This is a genomic window from Moraxella sp. FZFQ2102 (assembly GCF_024137865.1).
In the GTDB taxonomy this organism is placed as follows: Bacteria; Pseudomonadota; Gammaproteobacteria; order Pseudomonadales; family Moraxellaceae; genus Moraxella.
Genome location: NZ_CP099960.1, coordinates 1,790,556 through 1,810,807 on the forward strand (window position 1 = coordinate 1,790,556; position 20,252 = coordinate 1,810,807).

Annotated in this window: 21 protein-coding genes; 11 read left to right on the forward strand and 10 right to left on the reverse strand. The window is 45.7% G+C overall.

Annotated features, from left to right (window positions below; translation table 11 throughout):
• Nucleotides 1-51: 51 nt before the first annotated feature.
• A complete protein-coding gene (locus NGM44_RS08445; RefSeq protein ID WP_253223233.1) occupies nt 52-1,641 on the forward strand; it encodes an inorganic phosphate transporter in 1,590 nt (529 codons plus the stop codon).
• Between the two features lie 114 nt (nt 1,642-1,755).
• Here the strand turns inward: NGM44_RS08445 and NGM44_RS08450 are convergent, their stop codons facing one another.
• The 9 genes from NGM44_RS08450 to NGM44_RS08490 form a co-directional block, all read right to left on the reverse strand.
• Nucleotides 1,756-2,157: an RNA-binding S4 domain-containing protein gene (locus NGM44_RS08450; RefSeq protein ID WP_253223234.1), complete on the reverse strand. Its 402-nt coding sequence runs from the start codon at nt 2,155-2,157 to the stop codon at nt 1,756-1,758.
• A gap of 66 nt (nt 2,158-2,223) precedes the next feature.
• Nucleotides 2,224-2,763 (reverse strand): hypothetical protein, encoded by a 540-nt coding sequence (locus tag NGM44_RS08455; RefSeq protein WP_253223235.1) that lies wholly within the window; start codon nt 2,761-2,763, stop codon nt 2,224-2,226.
• Between the two features lie 42 nt (nt 2,764-2,805).
• Nucleotides 2,806-4,347, reverse strand: a complete 1,542-nt coding sequence (ilvA, locus tag NGM44_RS08460) for a threonine ammonia-lyase, biosynthetic (RefSeq protein ID WP_253223236.1) — start codon at nt 4,345-4,347, stop codon at nt 2,806-2,808.
• Between the two features lie 14 nt (nt 4,348-4,361).
• A complete protein-coding gene (locus NGM44_RS08465; RefSeq protein WP_253223237.1) occupies nt 4,362-4,739 on the reverse strand; it encodes a PIN domain-containing protein in 378 nt (125 codons plus the stop codon).
• Nucleotides 4,726-4,962, reverse strand: a complete 237-nt coding sequence (locus NGM44_RS08470) for a hypothetical protein (RefSeq protein WP_253223238.1) — start codon at nt 4,960-4,962, stop codon at nt 4,726-4,728. Before NGM44_RS08470 ends, NGM44_RS08465 begins: the two co-directional genes overlap by 14 nt.
• Nucleotides 4,963-5,037: 75 nt before the next feature.
• The gene (locus tag NGM44_RS08475) at nt 5,038-5,787 is read right to left on the reverse strand and encodes a YebC/PmpR family DNA-binding transcriptional regulator (protein ID WP_253223239.1); all 750 of its coding nucleotides are present in this window, start codon (nt 5,785-5,787) and stop codon (nt 5,038-5,040) included.
• Nucleotides 5,788-5,885: 98 nt separating this feature from the next.
• Nucleotides 5,886-7,031, reverse strand: coding sequence for an HlyD family secretion protein (locus tag NGM44_RS08480; protein ID WP_253223240.1), 1,146 nt, complete (start codon nt 7,029-7,031; stop codon nt 5,886-5,888).
• A 20-nt stretch (nt 7,032-7,051) separates the two neighbouring features.
• Complete coding sequence (locus tag NGM44_RS08485; protein WP_253223241.1) at nt 7,052-8,701, reverse strand: MFS transporter; 1,650 nt, start codon at nt 8,699-8,701, stop codon at nt 7,052-7,054.
• 216 nt (nt 8,702-8,917) lie between these two features.
• Nucleotides 8,918-9,790, reverse strand: a complete 873-nt coding sequence (locus NGM44_RS08490; RefSeq protein WP_253223242.1) for a LysR family transcriptional regulator — start codon at nt 9,788-9,790, stop codon at nt 8,918-8,920.
• A 266-nt stretch (nt 9,791-10,056) separates the two neighbouring features.
• Between NGM44_RS08490 and NGM44_RS08495 the strand changes: the two genes are divergently transcribed.
• From NGM44_RS08495 to dsbD, 9 genes are all read left to right on the forward strand, one after another.
• Nucleotides 10,057-10,485 (forward strand): DoxX family protein, encoded by a 429-nt coding sequence (locus NGM44_RS08495; RefSeq protein ID WP_253223243.1) that lies wholly within the window; start codon nt 10,057-10,059, stop codon nt 10,483-10,485.
• Between the two features lie 454 nt (nt 10,486-10,939).
• The gene (locus NGM44_RS08500; RefSeq protein ID WP_253223244.1) at nt 10,940-11,482 is read left to right on the forward strand and encodes an NADPH-dependent FMN reductase; all 543 of its coding nucleotides are present in this window, start codon (nt 10,940-10,942) and stop codon (nt 11,480-11,482) included.
• Between the two features lie 186 nt (nt 11,483-11,668).
• Nucleotides 11,669-12,502 (forward strand): ion transporter, encoded by an 834-nt coding sequence (locus NGM44_RS08505; protein ID WP_253223245.1) that lies wholly within the window; start codon nt 11,669-11,671, stop codon nt 12,500-12,502.
• A gap of 152 nt (nt 12,503-12,654) precedes the next feature.
• Nucleotides 12,655-13,392, forward strand: a complete 738-nt coding sequence (locus NGM44_RS08510; RefSeq protein ID WP_253223246.1) for a rhomboid family intramembrane serine protease — start codon at nt 12,655-12,657, stop codon at nt 13,390-13,392.
• 59 nt (nt 13,393-13,451) lie between these two features.
• The gene (locus NGM44_RS08515; protein WP_253223247.1) at nt 13,452-13,652 is read left to right on the forward strand and encodes a hypothetical protein; all 201 of its coding nucleotides are present in this window, start codon (nt 13,452-13,454) and stop codon (nt 13,650-13,652) included.
• A gap of 134 nt (nt 13,653-13,786) precedes the next feature.
• Nucleotides 13,787-15,391, forward strand: coding sequence for a cytochrome ubiquinol oxidase subunit I (locus NGM44_RS08520; protein ID WP_253223248.1), 1,605 nt, complete (start codon nt 13,787-13,789; stop codon nt 15,389-15,391).
• 1 nt (nt 15,392) lies between these two features.
• Nucleotides 15,393-16,538, forward strand: a complete 1,146-nt coding sequence (cydB, locus tag NGM44_RS08525) for a cytochrome d ubiquinol oxidase subunit II (RefSeq protein ID WP_253223249.1) — start codon at nt 15,393-15,395, stop codon at nt 16,536-16,538.
• Nucleotides 16,539-16,560: 22 nt separating this feature from the next.
• Complete coding sequence (gene cydX, locus NGM44_RS08530; RefSeq protein ID WP_253223250.1) at nt 16,561-16,683, forward strand: cytochrome bd-I oxidase subunit CydX; 123 nt, start codon at nt 16,561-16,563, stop codon at nt 16,681-16,683.
• Between the two features lie 377 nt (nt 16,684-17,060).
• On the forward strand, nt 17,061-19,010 hold the full coding sequence (gene dsbD, locus NGM44_RS08535) for a protein-disulfide reductase DsbD (protein ID WP_253223251.1): 1,950 nt from the start codon (nt 17,061-17,063) through the stop codon (nt 19,008-19,010).
• A gap of 42 nt (nt 19,011-19,052) precedes the next feature.
• Here dsbD and NGM44_RS08540 read toward each other — a convergent pair whose 3' ends face one another.
• Nucleotides 19,053-19,460: a helix-turn-helix domain-containing protein gene (locus NGM44_RS08540; RefSeq protein ID WP_253223252.1), complete on the reverse strand. Its 408-nt coding sequence runs from the start codon at nt 19,458-19,460 to the stop codon at nt 19,053-19,055.
• Nucleotides 19,461-19,633: 173 nt separating this feature from the next.
• Here NGM44_RS08540 and NGM44_RS08545 point away from each other — a divergent pair, with 173 nt between their 5' ends.
• The gene (locus tag NGM44_RS08545) at nt 19,634-20,206 is read left to right on the forward strand and encodes a hypothetical protein (RefSeq protein ID WP_253223253.1); all 573 of its coding nucleotides are present in this window, start codon (nt 19,634-19,636) and stop codon (nt 20,204-20,206) included.
• The last annotated feature ends 46 nt before the right edge of the window (nt 20,207-20,252 follow it).

Below are 20,252 nucleotides of genomic sequence, written 5' to 3' on the forward strand. Positions count from 1 at the left end.
GATGCACAGCGCACCCAAGTGGCTTTCTTTATGAATAATTTGGCTTAATTTATGGTAAATTCAGCAAAACAAACAACACCAATGGCAGGTAATTTGCTATTTGGTCTGATGATGGCAGCGGTCAGTATTTATTTTATTTGGTGGGGTCTTGACTACACCATGCATCAGCAGGTCGCGCTATTTATGGTGGCGAGCTTTTTTGGTATCTTTATGGCGTTCAACATCGGTGGTAACGATGTCGCCAACTCATTTGGTACTTCGGTTGGTGCAGGTACTTTGACCGTCACTCAAGCGTTGGCAGTTGCGGCGATTTTTGAAGTATCGGGCGCGGTCTTGGCAGGTGCAGCGGTGACTGATACCATCCGTAGCGGTATCGTAGATATCAATAAGCTGGGTGTATCGCCTGATCAGTTCATCTATTTGATGCTATCAGCATTGATCGCGGCGGCGTTTTGGCTGCTATTTGCCACCAAAAAAGGCTTGCCAGTCTCAACCACGCACGCCATCATCGGCGGTATTGTCGGTAGCTCGATCGTACTTGGTATCAATATGGGTGGCAGCGAGCTTGCGTTTTCTACTGTAAAATGGTCAAAAATCGGTGAAATCGCCATTTCGTGGGTTGCCTCACCGCTATTGGGTGGTTTGTTGTCATATTTTCTATACAGTATTATTAAGAAAAATATCTTGGCATACAACGAAGTGGCGGAAGCACGCGTCCGTGTGATTAAGACCAATAAAAAGACACTCAAGCGTGAGCAAAAAGAATACTTCGACAACCTAAGCGAAGAAGATAAGCTGCCATACACCAATGCGCTACTGCGCGACCAAGAAGTCTATAAAGATAGCGACTGCACGCGCGAAGATCTAGAGACGGATTATTATCGTTCGCTATTTGATCTTGAGCGTGAACGCGACAGCATTGACACTCTAAAAGCGCTGAAAACTTGGGTGCCGTTGATCGCGGCATTGGGCGCGGTGATCATGACGGCGATGGTTGTGTTCAAGGGTCTGTCAAACACGGGCTTAAACCTAAGTATGCTACAAGCATCATTGGTGATGGGTATGCTGGGTGCGATCGTATGGTTGGCGGCATTCATCTACACCAAGACCATTCGTGGTAAGCACAAAGAAGACCTTGGTAAGGCGACATTCATTCTGTTCAGTTGGATGCAAGTATTTACCGCGTGTGCGTTCGCGTTCAGTCATGGTTCGAACGACATTGCTAACGCTGTCGGTCCGTTCGTGGCTATCCTTGATGTGATCAAAAATAACGCCATCGAAGCCAAAGCGATGGTACCAGGTCCTGTGATGGTGACTTTCGGTATTGCGCTGATCGTCGGCTTGTGGTTCATCGGTAAAGAAGTTATCCAAACTGTCGGTACAAACCTAACCGAAATGCATCCAGCTTCAGGCTTTGCGGCGGAACTTGCAGCAGCGGCAGTTGTTATGGGTGCATCAAGCCTAGGTATCCCAGTATCAAGTACGCACATCCTAGTCGGTGCGGTATTGGGTATTGGTCTTGTGAATAAGAATACCAACTGGAAACTGATGCGTCCGATTGGTCTGGCTTGGGTGATCACGCTGCCTGCATCAGCTCTGATCAGTGCGATCGCGTTCGTTGTACTTAATGCAGTGCTGTAATTCGATTGATATTGATTAATAAAATCCCTTGAATGCTAAGTTCAAGGGATTTTTTTTATTGGAAATAGTATTTAAAAAAAGTGGTTTAATAATCAACAACTTATCACCCAAATCCTACCACTGATGTTTAAATTTATTCAGTTCTCGGCGTTGTTTTTTATCAGGCTTGGTGTCGGGGCGTGCAAGGTTCATCAGCTTTCGTTGTTCGGCGAAAAACTCGCGCTGCACTTGGCTTTCTTCGGTTTCGCGGTACAAGGTCGCTGCCATCGTCGCATTACCACGATTGTCTGATAGAGCGGTGATGATGATGGTTTTTTCTTCTAGGCGCGTGGCATGACCTTGGCGGACGGTGAGTGTATCGCCGACTTGCAGCTCTTTACTGACCTTGATTTTGGCACCGTTCATGTGTACTTTGCCAGACTCAATGGCTTCTTTGGCTAGGCTGCGAGTACGGAAAAACCGTGCCGCCCATAGCCATTTATCGGCGCGTACTTTGGTGAGTTCAGATGGGTTCATTGTTTGCCTTTTTTGCGGTTTGTACTGTCATCAACTATCGTCAAAAACTCGCTGGAGTGTGGATGTTTATTCCTTGGCTATGGACTGATTGTCGTTTGCCTGTTTGATTTTATCTTGTAGGCGATTGATATAATCGGTGGTAGCTTGGTTTTTTATCCGAAAGATTTGTGATTCTTGGTTATAATTGCACGCATCTTCCCAAGTTACAAAAAAGATTTTATCACCAAATTTATTGGGCTGTTTAAAATAAAATTCAACGATATAATTTTTGTTATCTATTAAATATCGGAATTTGTATTCAACTTTTTTGATATCACAAAAGCGAATTTCTTCATAGTCATTATCAATAATGATGATAAAGCCATCAGGCGTTTCCCAAACTTCATCAGCATGATGATTGTTCATTTTAAAATGCCAATGTAAATTACCAATGATGGCAATGATAACAACAATAACAAAGCCAATATCGCCATTATACCAACCAATCACCAAGAAAATACAAAAAATAATTGGCATCAGATAGATGGATAAGGATTTTGATAACGCAGTGGAGTCAACGGCGATATTTTTGGCACCACGCTGTCTTAACAGTTGGCGGTCTAGCATAAGTGTTTGACCGCCAATTTATCTGTGATGATAGTCATCATGTCACTTCAAAAACAGCTGATAACCCACATTATCGGTCAGGCTTTCGCATTCATAGCCGATTTCGGTGAGTGCATCTAGGATTTGGCGGCTGCTGCCTTTGGATGCTTGCAGTCCCACCAAAATTCGACCTTCCGCTGCACCGTGATTGCGGTAGTGGAATAGGGTGATGTTAAAATCTTGACCGAGTTTTTCAAGGAAGTTCAGCAGTGCACCAGGGCGCTCTGGGAAAATCACGCGGAACAGCTGCTCATCATCTAGGCGCGCGTGTCCACCGATCAGATAGCGGATGTGCGTCTTGGCGGCTTCATCATCGGTCAAGTCGCGTGCGGTATAGCCGCCATTGCTCAACAGCTGCATGATGGTGGCACGCTCTTTTTGACCTTCTTTTAGACCGATACCAACAAAGACATGGGCGATATCTGGATTGGTGGCATCGACGCGGTAGTTAAATTCGGTGATGTTGCGCCCTTGTAGTACGCGGCAGAAGTCCAAAAATGCACCTGTTTGTTCAGGCAGTCGCACCGCAAAAATCGCTTCTTTTTGCTCACCGATCTCGGTACGCTCAGCAATGTAGCGCAAGCGGTCAAAGTTCATGTTCGCGCCTGATAAGATGGCGACGCAGTTTTTACCCGTGATGCCGTGAGCTGCGATGAATTTTTTCATGCCAGCGACTGACAGCGCGCCTGCGGTTTCGACGATGGAGCGATTTTCTTCAAAGATATCTTTGATCGCCGCGCAGATTTCATCGTTGCTACAGGTGATGACTTCAGGCTCGATCACTGTGCCTGAATTGTCCGATTTCATCAGCTTAGCGACTTCAAATGGCTTTTCGCCGATTTGTGCGACCGCCACACCGTCGGCAAATAGCGAGACTTGCGGCAGACGGATGCGTTCGTTATTTTCTAGGGCGACTTTTAGGCAGGCTGCGCCTTCAGGCTCGACCGCCACCACTTTGATGTGCGGTGCAACTTCACCCAAAAAAGCTGCAATGCCAGCGACCAAGCCACCACCACCACACGCAGCAAATACATAATCAATCTCGCGCCACTGTTGAGTCAGCTCAAGTCCGATCGTGCCTTGACCTGCGATGACCAGTTCATCATCATAAGGGGCGATGTAGGTCATGCCATCTTGTTCGCTTTTGGCGATGGCGAAGCGATTGGCTTCATCGAAGCTGTCGCCGTGCAGATGTACCGTGCCGCCTAGCGATTTCACCGCTTGTACTTTGATGTCGGGCGTGGTAGTCGGCATGACGATTAGGTTATTGATACCTAAGCGCGCGGCAGAGTAGGCGACGCCCTGTGCGTGGTTGCCTGCTGATGCGCAGATGACACCGCGTGATTTTTCATCATCGGTCAATTGGCTGATTTTATTATAAGCACCGCGCAGCTTAAAGCTAAAGACAGGCTGCAGATCTTCGCGCTTGATGCGGATGTTGTTATTAAAGCGGTTTGATAATTTCACCGCAGGCTCAAGCGGTGTGCGCACGGCAACATCATAGACGGTGGCTTGTAATATGGCACGAACATAAGGGGTGAGCATGGAAAAATCCTTGATTAATTCTGTTGTTCTTTTTGATATTTTTTCATCAAGCCTTGATCAAGGCTTAATAGTTCAAGTTGGTAATTTAAAGCGGTGGCAAGCACAATCGCGTCAGGCAGTTTGATTTTATGGCGTTTGCGCAGTGCAATCACGGTATTTTCGGTTTGTTGATTGATAGGCAGGGCACTCATGTGGTCTAGTAGACGCTTAAGGTTTTGGCCGTCATGTTCTGATAAATTGCCAAAACCTAAGACTTCCATGCGATTGATGGGACTGATAGCGCAAGCGGACAACTCAATGCGCTGCTGTCTGATGGTATTAAGCACACCAGCATGATTATTATAAAGCTCGATGATAAAGCAAGTGTCAAGCAGGTATTTAATCCCATTCATCACGCAATGCCTTTTGAATTGCTACGCCATCGCCAAGATGCGTGCGATTGGGCAGTGTATTGATAAAATCGGTCAATAGCATCTCATCTTTCGGCTCGGCAAAAGACTGCAGGGCTTTTTCATAAGCACTGATGGTGATGAAATCATGCACGCTTTGCCCGTTTTTTTGGGCAACTTGTTCGATGATTTGCATGGTCTGTGGGGGTAGGTCTAATACAATCATGATTTGATACCAAACAAAATTGGGTATGACAAACGAATTTATCATACCCAATTATCCAATCAATGAGCAGATAAATCAAGCATCCAACTGCGCCATCACATCATCGCTGAAATTGACATTGGTATAAACTTCTTGGACATCGTCCAGATCTTCTAGCATATCGATCATTTTTAGCACTTTTTGCGCATCGTCGATGTTGTCAATGTCAGCCGTGGTTGATGGTGACATGGTCACTTCCATGTTGTCAGGCTTAAGCTCGGCAGACAGTAGAGCATCGACGACCGCGCCGAATGCTGCTGGACTTGTGATGACAAGTAGGCTCTCGCCGTCATTTTCGATGTCGTCAGCGCCTGCATCTAGGGCGACTTCCATCACGCTGTCTTCGAGCGATAGGTCGTTGAACATGATTTCACCGCGCTTGGTGAACAGATAAGCAACTGAGCCTGATGTGCCCAGATTGCCGCCATGCTTACTGAATGCGTGGCGCACTTCACCGACGGTACGATTGACATTGTCAGTCATGGTCTCAACGATGACCGCCACGCCGCCCACGCCATAGCCTTCATAGGTGATTTCTTGGACATTGTCGCCTTCACCACCGCCTTGACCGCGTTCGATGGCTCGCTTGATGACATCTTTGGTCATGTTCGCTGCGTTGGCTTTTTCTAGTACGGCGCGCAGGCGTGGGTTGTTGGCTGGATCAGGATCGCCGCCTTTTGATGCTGAGACGATTTCACGGATGATTTTGGTGAAAATTTTGCCTTTTGCGGCATCTTGTTTGGCTTTACGATGTTTGATGTTCGCCCATTTACTATGACCTGCCATAATGCACCTTTTTAACTAAAAATTTCCAAATCTAGGAAAGAAAATTAACAAAAATAACTTGATATTATACGCAAGTTCGGCTGATTTTTCTACTGGTTTTATGGGTCTTTGTTGGTATTTGTAGTATCAACTTTTGCGATCACAGACATTCCTGGGCGTAAGCGATGCAGTGCGTCTTGGTTGGGATTGATGCGAATGCGTACTGAGATGCGCTGCACGACTTTGGTAAAATTGCCTGTGGCATTGTCGGTCTTGATGACACTAAACTCAGAACCTGTTGCAGGCGAGATGCTGTCCACCACGCCTGTAAAAGTTGCGCCGCCCAAAGCATCGACGCTGAAAGTTGCAGGCTGACCGATGGCAATGTCTTTCATTTGTGTTTCTTTAAAGTTGGCAATCACCCAAGTGTCACTGGGCACGATATAAAGCAGCTGCGTACCTGTGCTGACATATTGTCCATTATGTACATTCACCTGTCCAAGCTGTCCTGAGATCGGTGCGGTAATGATGCTGTATTGCTCAAAAGTCTTGGCTTGCTTAGCGGCGGCGGCTGCGCTATCGACTTGTGCTTGTAAGCCTGTGCGCGCCACTTCAGCGGTCTTGAGTGCTTGCTCGGCTGCTTCGATGCCTGCTTGCGCTTGGCTGATGGCAGCTTGCGTATTATTGACATTGGCGCGTGCATTATCGATCTCAGCTTGCGAGACTGCACCAATGCTGACAAGGCTTTGGAGTCGATCAAGCTGTGATGTCGCCAAAGAATGCTGCGTCTGTGCTTGGGTCAGCTGGGCTTGAGCGACTTTGATATCGGCTTTACGCTGTGCGATCAGTTGGGTTTGGTTGTCCAAATTGGTCTTGGCAGCGGTGATGTTTGACTGAGCTTGGATAACTTGCTGCTCATAATTAGCAGTATTAATGCGCATCAAGGTCTGACCTTGGGTTACGGTATCAAAATCCTTAACCAAAACTTCATCAACATAGCCACTGATCTGTGATGATAGCACTGTAGAATTGCCGCGGATATAGGCATTATCCGTTTGTTCACTGCGGCTAACAAAAGGTGGAATTTGCCATACCCACAAGATCACCGCGACACCAATGGCGAATACGAGCAGCATGATGGCAATGGTGGATTTTTTTGCAGGGATCAGCTTGGGTGTCTCAGCGGTAGGCTTTGGGACATTGTTTGATGCTTGGGTGTTGTCGGTTTGGCTATCTGCCTGCGGTGTTTGTGATTGTTGATCCATAAGAGTATCCTAGTATTTTTTTATTTTTTGCCAATTGGTAAGGGATTTTTTTGTAAATATTTCTTAACAATGAACATTTGTATTATGCCCCAAAGTATGCCAAAAATTGCCAAATATAAATTCACTCGAATGACATCAGCAAAAGCAAGCGTGGTTGCTTCACGATTGATGGTTTGATTGAGTGTTGTGAGTGCCGATTGTGCATTTTGGACGGGGTCGCTCAGTACTGGGCGTGTGCTTGCTTGATACTGCGCCAAGCGATAACTGCTTGCGCTATCAGTTGATGGCATATCAGCAAGCAATACTTGGCGATGGGTGTTAAATTGCTGCTTTTCATAGGTGGAATAAAATGCCGTACCCAGCAGACCGCCGAAGTTTTGGCTAGCGGTAAATAATAGAATGAACATAGCGATGTGATTGGGGCTTTTGAGCATGGCTTTGACAAAACCAACCAGCAGCAGCGGACCAATGAACATACCGCCAGCGCAGCCGATGAGAAATTGACTGACATAGAAATTCTCAGGACGCACATCACTGGTCAAGTCAGCATCCAAGAAACTGGCAAGCGCAATCAGCACGCCTGCGCACAGCAGCTGTGGAAATACCATCTTGGGCGAAAAAGTCGCTGCACTGACCATGCCACCAATAAAAGTTCCTGCCGCGATGACGCCATATAAGCCAATGAATTGATCGCTACTCATGCCCATGCTGCGCAAAAAATTGACCGTCGCCCAAGACTGCTCTGCCATCAAAAATCGCAACAATACCGATGCTAACAAAAACCGCAATAAACCGATGGTGGTTAGCCATTTGGTATCAACCAATGGCAGTTTGCGGTGATGCTCGATGACAAATGCCAACATCAGCGTACCCATGCCAATGATCAGCCAATAGGCAATCTTTGGATCGTCCGTCCACCAGACGATCGGACCTTGTACCAGTACTGCTGCCAATGCGCCAAAGCCTGTGGTCAGTAGGATAAACGCAATGATATCACCTGTGTTGAATACTTGGATGCGTACGCCGCGCGGTAGTTTGAGCATCATGACCAGTGCAAAAGCACACAAGGTTAAGCCAAATTCAAAGCTGTACAATCGTGACCAACTCTCAGCTGAGAACAAGTAGGGCGAGATCACCCAAGCCAAAGGCACGCCCAGCTGACCAGCTGCCATGGCAAAATACAGCCCGTGTAGTTTGAGTTTTTTATCAAAGGCTTGCATGATATAAAATAAGCCCAAAGTGGACATCGTACCACCTGCAAAACCACTCAAGCCACGCACCAAAATAGCGAGTTCATAGCGGTGTGTGAGCAGATGCAGCCCTGTGATGACCAAAAAAGCAAATAATGACACCTCTGTAAACCAGCGAATGCCTTGCTGCTGACGCGCCTTATAAGTCAAAATACTGGCACTCATGCTGCCGATGACATAGGCAGCGGCAAACCACGCTGACTGCGTTGGCGTCAAGCCATATTCACCTTGGATATAGGGCAGGTTCGCTGTTGTGAAGCCATTACCCATGCCGCCTGCGATAGCGATTAGCATCCCAATCACAAAATACAATAAGGCAATCGGGCGCGAATGTTTGATATTAGCAGGTGAGCCAGGTAATGAAGGGCGCTCATCTGCCGTCCAGTTCGGCGGTTTTTCAAGGTATCTTGGTGTGTGCATTGTGCTTATTATGATTATTAAATTGTTATGATTATTAAGAAAAAACAGCAGAAATATACGCCTGTGCACCGAGTTGGTCAATGAAATTTTGCGAACTTATCAGTGTATTTTGATGTCAGTTGGGTACTTGGTGGTCTATTTGATCTTTTTAAAATACAAAAAATCAGTCATGTTCATCATCGTTGATTTTCGCTGAATAAATTTATCAAAAGCCAATCAATTTAAATTTAGCCTTGCCAAATACCATTCCACAAAGCTGCGCACCGCAGGTGTAGAGCCGCGATTTTTATAATAAATCATCGAGATTGGCTTGACATCCATTTCCCAGTCTTGGAGCACTTGCACCAAACCATGTTGGCGACCGTTTTCAAGTGCCATTTTGCCAATACCGATACCACGCACGATCATGCGATCAACCATGGTAAAATCATTGCAGCCGATATAAGGATTTGGCGAGATTTTCAGTTCTTTATTGCCTTGACAAAACCGCCACGGCAGGCTCATGGTCTGTGCGATGACTTGGTGGTGATATAGATCGTTCGGCGTATTTGGCACGCCGTTTTTGTCCAGATATTCTTGGGTGGCAAAGATGCCAAAATGCATCTGTATCCACGGTTTTGCCACGACATTTTCGTTCTCGATCGAGCCGACACGCAGGGCGATGTCGATGCCATCTTGGATCATATTGATCTTGTGTTGTGACAGATTGATGTCGATGGACACTTCAGGGAATTGCTCCAGATACTCTTCTAAATGCGGCAACAAATACCGATGTGCGACATCGACAGGCGCTGACACGCGCAGCAGCCCTGTGGGTTTTTCGAGCCCATGATGAATGCTTTGGATCGCTGAATCGGCTTCTTTGAGCATATTTTGGGCATGAACAAAAAAATGCTCGCCCAAATCGTTTAGGCTGACACCTTTTTTGCCACGGTTCAAAAGCTGCGTGCCAAGCGAACTTTCTAGCTGAGTCAAGCGACGCGACAGCCGTGAGACAGGCACACCTGTCAGATCCGATGCTGAGCTTAGGCTGCCTGCTTGTACGACCGATACAAACAAGCGAATGTCATCAAGGCTGATGTGGTTCATAAACGCGCCCATGTCAGAGAAGTTGGGATAAATAGATAATTTAAAAATAAAATATCAATATGCGAAAATTTTATAATTAACTTTCTATAATTGCAAATTAATTTTGTAAAAGTGTACCTTGTTAAGTGACTAAAATCAATTAAAATAAAGCAAGGGAAAAATTTGATACGGCGCAAAATTGACAACAATTGACAATGCCACAATGACCAACCAAGGTACAAACCTTAAGCTCACAGCTTGTATAAAATAATAATGGAGCATGTATTATGTATCATTCATTCGAAAAATTTTCATATAATCTAAAAGATTTGCTCTTGCTATTTACGCGTGTCATCATCGGTTATATGTATCTTTTGCATGGTACGACCAAACTATTTGCCATGCCTGCTGCGATGGCGGGCGATAAAGGTGCAGTTGAGCTGTTTTCGATGATGGGCGTTGGTGGTGTGCTTGAGCTTGTTGGTGGTGCGCTACTGATTATCGGTTTGTTCACGCGATTCAATGCCTTTATCCAAGCAGGAATGATGGCAGTGGCATACTTCTTTTATCACGCATTTCCTGCAGGGATTGACTTGCTGCTGTTGCCAAGTGCCAACCGCGGCGAAAATGCAGTGGTGTATTGTATGATTTTCCTACTATTTTGGGCATTGGGTGCAGGTAAGTATTCTTTGGATGCCAAATTTTCAAAATACTGATTATCACCGCTAATGTGATCATAGTTTAGTTTCACTTGGGCTAAAAAAGCACGAATACTGATTTCGTGCTTTTTTGTTATTATCACTATTTGATGCTTAGTTGGCTGAAATATACTTAAATGTGCAAAGTTGCTTTTGTGCAAGCTGCATTGTGTAAGCTGGTTCGGCTGTGATGGCTTGGTGGATTGCTAATTGTGATTAAGCGGTTAATTTGTTTGGCTTTGTTTGATTTGGGTGTTATAAATTCCACTTCAGCAACCAATTCAGCAACCAATCACTCATAAAATACTCAAAGATCGTTGCAAATTTGCAAAATTATTTTGCTAAAATCAATCTTGTTCAAAAATTTAAAAAATAGCATAATAGCAACCAAGCGGTAAATGACACATTTGCCAAATCTTTCAAAAACTCAAAAACAGTGCCAATGGCACGATGAAAAATAAGGAAAAACCTCATGAAAAAAGTCGCAGTATTTGTCGGAAGTGCAAGCAAAACTTCATTCAACCACCTAGCGGTGAAATACCTTCAAAAAGTCGCACCAGCGTCACTAGAGCTAAATGTCGTGGACATCTCTGATCTGCCACTGTACGATCGCGACCTAGATGAACAAGACATCCCACAATACACTCGCGTGCGTGAAGCGATCAAAGCAGCAGATGCGATCTTGTGGGTGAGCCCAGAACACAACGGCGGCCCATCAGCAATGATCAAAAACGCCATCGATGTCGGCTCTCGCCCAATGGGTCAAAGCGTCTGGAACGGCAAGCCACTTGGTCTATTGAGTGTCAATGCTAACGGCAGTCCACGCGTCACTGATCAATTGCGTACCATCAGCACAAGCCCAGCGTTGAATATGCCAACGCTACCATTCGGTGCTTATTTCGGCGGTATCTTTGCAGGTGCGTTCAATGAGCATGGTGAGTTGGTTTCAGAACAAGCCAAAGCGGTATTGGATGGTTTCATTAATGCTTATGCAGAATTTGTTGAAAAATACTAATTCAACCACGGTATAAACTCTCCTACCATACCAAAAAGCCAGTCGATTGCGATTGGCTTTTTTGTGATATTTGACAATGCTTTATTTTATGATAATTAGCATGACTGTAACAGATCATGCACAGATATTTTAAATTGTGCAAAAGTAAGCTAAAATATCTACCTATTTTCGTAGCGAATCATCACCATGCCATCTAACCATCTGCCGCACAAATCGGTCTCGTTAAAAGAGCGCATTCATATCATCATCGAAGGCACGGACACGCCTGCCGGCAAGCTGTTCGATGTGCTGATCATGGTGGCGATCATCACCAGTGTCTTGGTGGTGATGCTTGATAGTGTGCTGGATTTACGCTTAGCATATGGTCGCTATTTCTCAGCGGCAGAATGGATTTTTACCATTTTATTCACCATCGAGTACATTTTGCGTTTGTATTCTGCGCCCAATCGTCGCGCTTATGCATTCAGCTTTTTTGGTGTGGTGGATTTACTTGCGCTGTTGCCGACTTATTTGAGCTTGTTTTTTGTGGGAATGCATTATCTGCTCGTGGTGCGGATTTTGCGGATTTTGCGGATTTTTCGCGTCTTTAAGCTCAAATCCTATATGCAGCAGGCGGGTTTTTTGGCGGCGGCGTTTAAGACCAGTCAGCATAAGATTACGGTATTTTTCTTATCTTTGCTGCTACTTGTCACCATCTTTGGCGCGGTGCTGTATGTGGTCGAAGGACCTGAAAATGGCTTTACCAGTATTCCGCGCTCAATCTATTGGGCGGTTGTGACTTTGACAACCGTCGGTTATGGGGATATTTCACCCAAGACGCCGATCGGTCAAGCCATTGCAAGTATGGTAATGATCACAGGTTATGCCATCATCGCCGTGCCGACTGGGGTGTTCACCGCCGAGCTTACGCGTACCATGCGACCACAGCTACAGCCTGTGGCGTGTCCAAACTGCGGTAAATTCGGCCATGCGACCAATGCCAAATACTGTGATCGCTGTGGTCATGATTTGCATTTATAAGCGATTAAATAGCAATGATTGAAATGTCGCTTTACGCTTTTGTGCCAATCTCTCTATTTGTCATTTGATTCAACCACTCAATATTTTGGGTGGTTTTTTGTGTGGATTTTTGGTTTAATAGGGTGAATTTTTTTGGAAAAATTGGCACGATAATGAACATCTCTCGATTGTGGCAGCGCGCACCCATCACTTTGCTGTTAATCCTAAGCTTTGTGGGTATGATGGCGTATCAGTGGCTTGTGGGCGTGCAGATTGATGATCCGAGTACGCGCGATTTGGTGCGCTTTGGGGCGAATTTTTTGCCGTATTCAATGACGCTTGAGCCGTGGCGACTCATCACCAGTGGCTTTGTGCATATTGGCGTGCTGCATTTGCTGTTTAATAGCTTTGCGATGTATTATTTTGGGCAGGCAGGCGAGCTTGTGCTGTCACCTGTGCGCTTTTTGGTGATGTTTTTGTTGTCAGTGATTGGCAGTGGACTGCTGAGTAATTACATGACTTGGCAGGATATTTTGGCAGGTGGTATGCCGATTGTTACTGCGGGCGCATCGGGTGGTCTGATGGGCATCGGTGCGTTTTTGTTAATACTTGCGGTGACGCGCGCGCCTGTCGGCATGGTGTTTAATACCAAAAGCCTTGCAATGGTGATGGGATTGAATCTGTTGATGGGCTTTGCCATCGATGGGATTAATAACGCAGGGCATATCGGTGGGATGATCACAGGTGCGATATTGGGCTTGGGGCTTGTGATCGAAAAACGCCAAGCCGTGCGCCTACAAAGCGGCCGCAGCTATGGCTTTAGCTATTATTGGGCGGTGGTGGCGTTGCTTGCGTTTGCATTTACTACAGCCTGGTGGGTACTGCAGGGCGAAGTGCTAGCGGTGGTTTGATGGTGTTTTTATACAGCTTGGATATGATAAAAAGGGCGTTATCAAATACGCTCTTTTTAATGCAGCAAATTCAAATCGAAATCATCCGTGGATGTATGCAATGCGCCCGTACGCGTTCAAATCTCACACTTGCCCACCAAAGTTTACCCAAATATTTCCCATCGTTTGTGATTTGGCAAGCCAATCTTGCCTGTAATAATATCGGTTGGTGTTTTGGTAAATACTCTGTTATGATGGCGGCGTTCATCGTGATTGCATGAAAATTGGCTGATTTGATCTCGTAGTAATAGCACTGTACCAATTTTTACACATAATAATTAATCGCAAGTATCTGGCAAACAATCACGCAGAATGTCTTTATTTTCACCATCACACTGATCAAAAGGGGTTTGGTATGATTACCGAGCATCTGGTCGATATATCGCGGCTACAATTCGCTGCGACCGCCTTATTTCACTTTTTATTTGTACCGCTGACGCTTGGCATGACATGGATGCTGGTGATCATGGAAGCGGTGTATCTCACCACAGGTAAGGAAATTTGGAAAGACATGACCCGATTTTGGGGTAAGCTTTTCGGGATTAACTTTGTGCTTGGGGTGACCACAGGCATCACCATGGAATTTCAATTCGGCACGAACTGGGCATATTATTCGCACTATGTTGGCGATGTGTTCGGTGCACCGCTTGCCATCGAAGGCTTGATGGCGTTTTTCTTAGAATCCACCATGGTGGGGCTGTTTTTCTTCGGCTGGGATCGGATGTCACGATTGCAGCATTTTACCACCACGCTATTGATGGCGCTGGGTACTAGCTTGTCTGCCTTGTGGATTTTGGTCGCGAACGGCTGGATGCAAAACCCTGTCGGCGCTGAGTTCAACTACGACACTATGCGTATGGAGATGACAAGCTTTGCACAGATTTTCCTAAATCCAGATGCGCAGAATAAGTTTGTGCATACTGTCTCGGCAGGCTATGTGACAGGCGCACTGTTTGTACTTGGCGTGTCGGCGTGGTATTTGCTTAAAGGGCGTGATATTGAGTTTGCCAAGCGCAGTTTTCATGTGGCATCGGCTTTTGGTTTTGCGGCGATTTGTTCGGTGATCGTGCTTGGCGACGAGTCAGGTTATTCGATCGGTCACGCGCAGCAAACCAAGATTGCAGCAATCGAAGCGATGTGGGAGACTGAGCCTGCGCCAGCGAATTTTAATATCATCGCAGGGATCAATGAAGCTGAGCAAAAGAACGATTGGGCGGTGCATATTCCGTATTTGATGGGTATCATCGGCACGCGTTCGTTTGATCAGCAGATTCTTGGTATTCATGATATTAAGAAAATCAATGAAGAAAAAATCAAAAATGGCATCACTGCCGTACATCTGCTTGACACCATGCGCGCCCAAAAAGAGCAAGGCATCACCATTGATCCTGCGATGATTGCACAGTTTGATGCACACAAAGAGGATTTGGGCTTTGGTCTATTGCTCAAAAAATACACCAATGATGTGACCAAAGCCACACCACAGATGATCGCACAAGCGGTCGATGATAGTGTGCCTGCGGTTACGCCGATGTTTTGGACATTTCGCGTGATGGTGGCGATGGGCTTTTTAATGCTAATTTTATTCAGCTTGTGCCTATTTTTCACGCTCAAGGGTAATTTTATGCAGAAAAAATGGCTCTTAAAATTCGCCGTATTGATGATTCCTGCACCGTGGATTGCCATCGAAGCAGGTTGGTTCGTCGCTGAATACGGTCGTCAGCCGTGGACGGTGTATGGCGTATTGCCGACGCATTTGTCAGTATCAAATATCCATGTCAATGATGTGCTGTTGTCTTTGGCGGGTTTTGTGGTGTTTTATGTGATTTTGGCGATTGTTGAGATGTATTTGATGATCAAATATGTCAAGCTTGGGCCGGCATCGCTTGGCACGGGCAAATATTATGGCGAAAAAACATCGCCACACATCATCAATCCATCAGAGCAACAAGGGGTGTAATATGCTTACGCTATTAGATTATGAAACGCTCAAAGTCATCTGGTGGCTGATTGTCGGCGTGCTGCTCATCGGCTTTGCTATCATGGATGGGCATGATATGGGCGTGCTGACGCTACTGCCTTTTGTGGGTAAAGATGATGACGAACGCCGCGTGATTGTCAATACAGTCGGGCCGCATTGGGAAGGCAATCAGGTGTGGTTCATCACCGCAGGCGGCGCGATTTTTGCGGCATTACCATTGGTCTATGCTACTGCGTTCAGTGGATTTTATTGGGCGCTGATTGCGGCATTGTGGGCGTTGTTTTTCCGTCCTGTGGGCTTTAAATACCGCAGCATGATTAAAAATGACACATGGCGCAATACTTGGGATTGGCTGCTGTTGGTCGGTTCATTTGTGCCGACGCTGATTTTTGGTGTGGCATTTGGCAATCTTTTGCTTGGTGTGCCGTTTTCGCTAGATAGCCATTTGGTATCGACTTATACAGGTTCGTTCTTTGAGTTGTTATCGCCATTTGCGCTGCTGTGCGGTCTTGTCAGTGTGGCGATGCTTGTCATGCAAGGCGGTGTGTATCTGGCGCATCGCACTGTTGATGAAATTCAAACACGCTCAAAAAACGCCGCCAAATTCGCCGCCATTCTCACGGTGGTGCTGTTCGTCGCGACAGGCTTTTGGGTGGTGAATCTAGATGGTTATGTCATCACAAGCAATATTGACACCAACGCCACCATCGATCCGATTGCCAAGGCAGTCGCTGTCCAATCAGGTGCGTGGCTCAATAATTTCTACGCGCATTCTGCCTTGTGGCTATTGCCTGCCTTGGGTGTGGTGATGCCGCTTGTGACCATTGCGCTACTGAAAATGGCGCGTACCTTGCTTGCCTTTATCACATCAAGTCTTGCACTGCTTGGCATCATCGGGACGGCAGGCGTGGCGCTGTTTCCATTTTATATGCCGTCATCGATCGATCCAAAATCAAGCCTGACGGTGTGGGATGCGACATCAAGCCATTTAACCTTGACGATCATGCTGTTTGTGGTGATTGTGCTGTTGCCTGTGGTGGTGACTTATACCAGCTGGGGTTATGCGATCATGCGTGGTAAAGTGACCAAGGCATATATTAAGCAAAACGAAAAAACTTTGTACTAAGATTAAAAAAAGGAGTTAAACAATGTGGTATTTTGCTTGGATTTTGGGCTTGGGATTTGCAGTATTGCTTGCGATTTTAAGTGCAGTGTGGGTAGAGTTTGAAGCATCGCGCAATGCATCCTTTGGTGATGAGCAGGATAAGTAATAGTTGATAAATCTTGGTGATTTTTAATCAACCCCACCCGGGCTCTCCCCTTAATTAAGGGGAGAGTGTTTGTTATCTTGCAAACTTCAGCTTAAAAAGATACGACACCTCCCCCTTATCAAGAGGGAGCCTGGGAGGGGGTCTAGGGCAGAATGTTAAATGTACACCGCCAAACCTCTCCCAATAATTACAGAAAATTTTCGCAAATTTTACCATCTTTTTTGGTGCATTGACACTGAATAAAACTTGCCTTGATAAACCACCAAAATCACTGCCAAGCCTTATAAATATTGATGATAAAGTCCAAAATTTCCCCCAAATTTTGCCAAAACAATGCTAAAATATCACCATCTTTATCAATCATTTATCCATCGATCATGACCATGCGCCGCACTGTTTTTCACCATACCGCTATCAGCCTTATCGCAGCGACACTTGCTATCAGTACGCCTAGTGTGGCAAGCTTGGGCAGTGCTGGGGCATTTGGTGCATTAAGTGGATTGTTCGGCGCGCAAAAAGAAATTTTGCCCGTGCATGAAGCTTTTACTGTCATGCCGACGGTAGATGGTGATCGGCTGACGGTACAGATTAAGGTCACAGATGGCTACTATACCTATCAAGATAAGCTTAAATTAAAACTGCTTGATGGCGTGGTTGCGGACGCGTGGCAATTTGACAAAACGCCAAGCTGGGTCGATGATCCGCAGTTTGGGCGTGTGGCGGTGTTTGACACTGATGTCACTGCAACCACCGTGCTAAAAAGTGCCGCCGCACTTGATCAGACTGAGATCAGCATTGGTTGGCAGGGCTGTGCCAAAGCAGGACTGTGCTATCCACCTGAGTGGACGAAGACAAGCATCAGTCTGGCTGCCGACCCATCCGTGGTGCTGCCTAGCGCCACAGATGAAGGACAAGGTGGTGATCAAAATGGCAATACAGATAATAACCAAAACAGCAGTTCAGCGGATAATCAAACCAGTCAAGCACTTGATACTCAGGCGGCAATTGATACCGCACAAACAGCGTCAGCCGCGCCACTTGCCATTACGGACGGCTTCACCCTAGATCACAGCTACACGCCTGCCGATACGGGTGCGAGCAGTGGACTTGTGCTGATTGGGCTGCTGTTCCTGGCAGGCTTATTATTGGCTTTCACGCCATGTATCTATCCGATGATCCCGATCGTCGCTAATATCGTCGCTAAGCAAAACAACATCACACAAGGCAACGCCAAGCACAGCACCAAACGCGGCTTTATGCTTGCATCTGCCTATGGTGTGGGCGTGGCGACAGCTTACGGCGTGCTAGGTCTTATCATTGCATGGTTTGGTCAAGCTTTGGGCATCACCGCATGGTTCCAAAAAACTTGGGTGCTCGCCATCGTCGCAGGGCTGTTTGTGCTCTATGCGATGATGATGTTTGGCTGGGTGCAGATTCGTTTGCCATCAGCATTGGTCAATCTGTTACAACAAAACGCCACACGAGCGGATGATAAGCTTGGGAGCATCACAGGCAGCTATCTGGCAGGGATGCTCTCAGCACTCGTGGTGTCGCCTTGTGTGTCTGCACCGATGGCAGGGGCTTTGACAGCTGTGGCAGGTAGCGGTAGTGCGGTGTTTGGCTTTTTGGCGATGTTTGCTCTGGGACTGGGTTTGTCAGTGCCATTGATGGTGGTCGGTGCGATGCAGGGTAAATATATGCCCAAAGCAGGTGCATGGATGGATCGAGTGAAGCAGTTCGGTGGCTTGATGCTACTTGGTGTGGCACTACTTATGATTGAGCGAATCTTGCTAACTTCGTTGATGCTGGTGCTGTGGGCGGTGTGGTTTTTGGTATTGTGCCTTTGGTTTTGGCGATTATCAAAAATGGGCTTTCGTGTGCTATCGGTGCTGTCTGCGATTTGGGCAGGCTGTCTGATGGCAGGGGCATCAATGGGAGCGACCGACGCTTGGCGTCCACTCAGTCTTGGCCAAAATACCGCCACAGGCTACACCCAAACATATCCTGATATGCATATCACCACTTTATACGAGCTGGATCAGATTCTCGCCACTCGCCAAAAGGTGCTTGTCGATCTCACTGCCGATTGGTGTATTGAGTGCCGTATCATGGAGCGAGAGCTGTTTACCCATCGTCCTGCTTTACTGTCTGATTATCAAGTTGTCAAGCTTGACATCACTGAGACGACCGATGAGAGTCGTGCGGTGTTGGCTCGTTATCAGTTATTTGGGCCACCAGCTTTGTTGATTTATCACCAAGGTAAGCTTGAGCAAGTGCTGTTAGGGCAAGTTGAGCGTACGGATTTTGAAGCGGCTTTGGCTAAGTGAATAAAATAAAAATCGCAGAATTTTTTGTTCTGCGATTTTTTGTTATTGCTGATTTGCTTTTAGTAACTGAATAACTTCTTTTAAGGCGGCAATCTCTGCATCTTTTTGGGCGACTAATTCTTTTTGGTGTGTCAGTAGTAGATTTAGTTTTTCGATTTCGATTGCAACATCGGTATTGCAGGTGTAATAGCTTGAGTTGATAATACTTGAATTATCCGCCTTATTTTCATTAGCAATAAACACGACGCCTTTATCGCCTGCGGTGATTAATTCGACAATATCCAAGTTAAAAATCTGAGCAATTTTCTGCAATTTATCAAATTGTAGTTTGGTTACGCCACGCTCAATCTTAGCATATCCACTGACGGACATATTCAATTCTTCCGCCATATCTTCTTGTGAAAGGTGTTTGGATTCTCTAATAAGGCGAATACTGTCATGAATGGACATGGAATCTCACTTTTAAGGTGGCTATAAGTAAAAACACGGATAATATAAGCCGAGTTTGAATATTGTGGGTTTTGATGATTTTAGTATAATTTGGTATTAAATACAAGTTTTCAATAAAACTTACAATATTGAAATTTTCTAGTAATATTTGATTGAGATATAGCGAGCAAAATATGTCAGAAGTAGAAAGCAGCAAGGGTTTTTTGCACCATTTGATATTAAATAAGGGTGCGGGTGTATTGCAAAGCGCGCCAGCGATAGTGGCTTTTGTTTCTGAATTTAATGGATCAAATTCCAGTGTGTTTAATTTCTTATTTGTTGCGGTTGTGCTATCGATCATTTTAAATATTTGTGATGCGGAATATCTAAAATTTCACGGTTATTCAGATAAGAATTTTGTGTGGAAAAGATTTGTTACACCGCTTTATATTCAAAGTCGTGAGCAATTATTAGGTAGGGATAAGCAAGCTAAGTCACTTATCTTTGAGATGGTTTTTGGACTTGTGGTAATTTGTGGAATTATCTTATTCTTTAATTCGACCAGTATTGAGAATAGAAGCTGTGAAGTGGTTAATCAAATATTAGAGCATGATTATAATTCTGAAGCGGAGTGTGACAGGGTTGAACTGGAAGAAATCGTTGAAGATTATTATTTGGGCACAGCATATCTAGATAATGATGAAAGTGTGGATATTGCGGTTGTGGAATATCACAATGGGGATATCCGTGTTGAGTTTGCGGAATAATCCATTTGTAGCAAATTAAGCCTAGAACTCCACCCCTTGAAAATCC